Below are 1845 nucleotides of genomic sequence, written 5' to 3' on the forward strand. Positions count from 1 at the left end.
GGAAACCGCCGGAGGCGGTTTCCCGGACGGCGGCCATGCGCCGAGGACAAGCAAAGGGGAAAGCCGGGGGCTTCCCGGTTGGGTCAAAGGCTCAGCTAAGCCCTACATCTGCGTCGGAGCAGACACACCGATGAGCGACAAGCAGAGCGCAATCACCGAACGCACGGCGTCGCACGCCGCGAGACGCGCGCGCACGAGCTCGGGCGCAACGGGACGACCCTCGCTCGGGAGCACCTGGCACGCAGCGTAGAAGCTGTGGAACGCGGCCGCGAGCTCCTCGACGTAGTGCGTGATGCGGAACGGCGCACGGTCGCGGGCGCAACCGGCAATGAGGTCCTGCAGCTCGGAAAGCTTGCGGGACAGCGCGAGCTCGGTGGGATCGGTGAGCAGCGAGTAGTCCACGTCACCATAGATGGCCTTGATGGCGACGTTCTCCATACCCATGAGGTCGGCCTGCTCGGGCGTGACGCCCGCGGCCTTGCGCAGGATGGAGCAGATGCGCGCATGGGCGTACTGCACATAGTACACGGGGTTGGACTGGCTTTTCTCCTTGACGGCGTCGATGTCGAAGTCGATCGTCTGGTTGGAGGAGCGGCTCACGAGCGTGTAACGGGTGGCGTCGGCACCGACCTCGTCGATGAGCTCGCGGAACGTAATCATCGTGCCCTTGCGCTTGGACATGCGCACCGGCTTGCCGGAACGCAGCAGGTTCACGAACTGACCCAGCGGCACCTCGAACTGGCCGGGGTACCCGAGCGCGTCGCAGACGGCCTTCACACGAGCGATGTAGCCGTGGTGGTCGGCGCCCCAAATGTCGAGAACCAGGTCGACGCGCTGGAACTTATTCCAGTGATAGGCGATGTCGGACGAGAAGTAGGTGTAGTCGCCATTGGACTTCTGGATGACGCGATCCTTGTCATCACCGAACTCGGTGGACTTGAACCACAGCGCGCCGTCGTCCGTGCGATAGAGGTAACCCATGTCGTCGAGCTTCTTGTAAGCGCGCTCGACCGGGCTGGTGCCCGTCCAGTCCTTCTGGTACATGGTACGCTCGCTCATCCACACATCGAAGTCGCAGCGCACGTCGTGGCACGTGTCCTTCATGTCCTTGAGCATCTTCTGGTAGCCGCGCTCACGGAAGGAGAGCATGCGCTCCTGCGGATCGGCGTTCACCCACTTGTCGCCGTCGCTCTTCCAGAAGGCAGCGGCCTCGTCGATGATGTAGGTGCCGCCATAGGAGTCCTTACCCAGGTCGGCGGTGAACTCATCCATGTAGGGGTGGCTATCGGGATGCTCGTCGGCCTCGTCCTGCACGTAGTTATCGCGATCCTTCGCCAGGAAGTCACGCGCGGCATCAATGTCGCAACCCTGCTTCTCCATGATGTCGGCAAGCTGCATGTAACGCTTGGAGATGGAGTTGCCGAACGTGTTCATCTGGTTGCCGTAGTCGTTGATCCAGAACTCACGCTCGATGTCGTAGCCGGCGTGCTCCATCACGCGGCACATGGAGTCACCGAGCGCGGCCCAGCGGCCGTGACCCACATGCATGGGGCCGACGGGGTTCGCGGACACGAACTCGATCTGGGTCTTCACGCCACCGCCCACGTTGGAGCGGGCGAAGTCCATCCCCTGCTCGCGCGCTTCGGCGAACACGGCGTTCTTCGCGGCGACAGAGAGGTAGAAGTTGATGAAGCCGGGGCCTGCGATCTCGACATGATCGACGACGTCGCTCTCGGGCAGGTGCTTCGTCACGGCCTCCGCGATGGCACGGGGCGCCTGGTGAGCGAGCTTTGCGGAGCGGAGCGCCATGGTAGAGGTCCACTCGCCGTGAGAGGTGTCGGCGGG

1 protein-coding gene is annotated in these 1845 nt (G+C 63.6%); it reads right to left on the bottom strand.

The features are described from left to right. Window positions 1-102 precede the first annotated feature (102 nt). Window positions 103-1845, bottom strand: a 1743-nt coding sequence (argS, locus tag QZ079_RS09310; RefSeq protein ID WP_297037565.1) for an arginine--tRNA ligase, incomplete at its 5' end; no start/stop codon positions are given.

It is taken from the genome of uncultured Enorma sp., from assembly GCA_905210055.1.
Lineage (GTDB): Bacteria > Actinomycetota > Coriobacteriia > Coriobacteriales > Coriobacteriaceae > Enorma.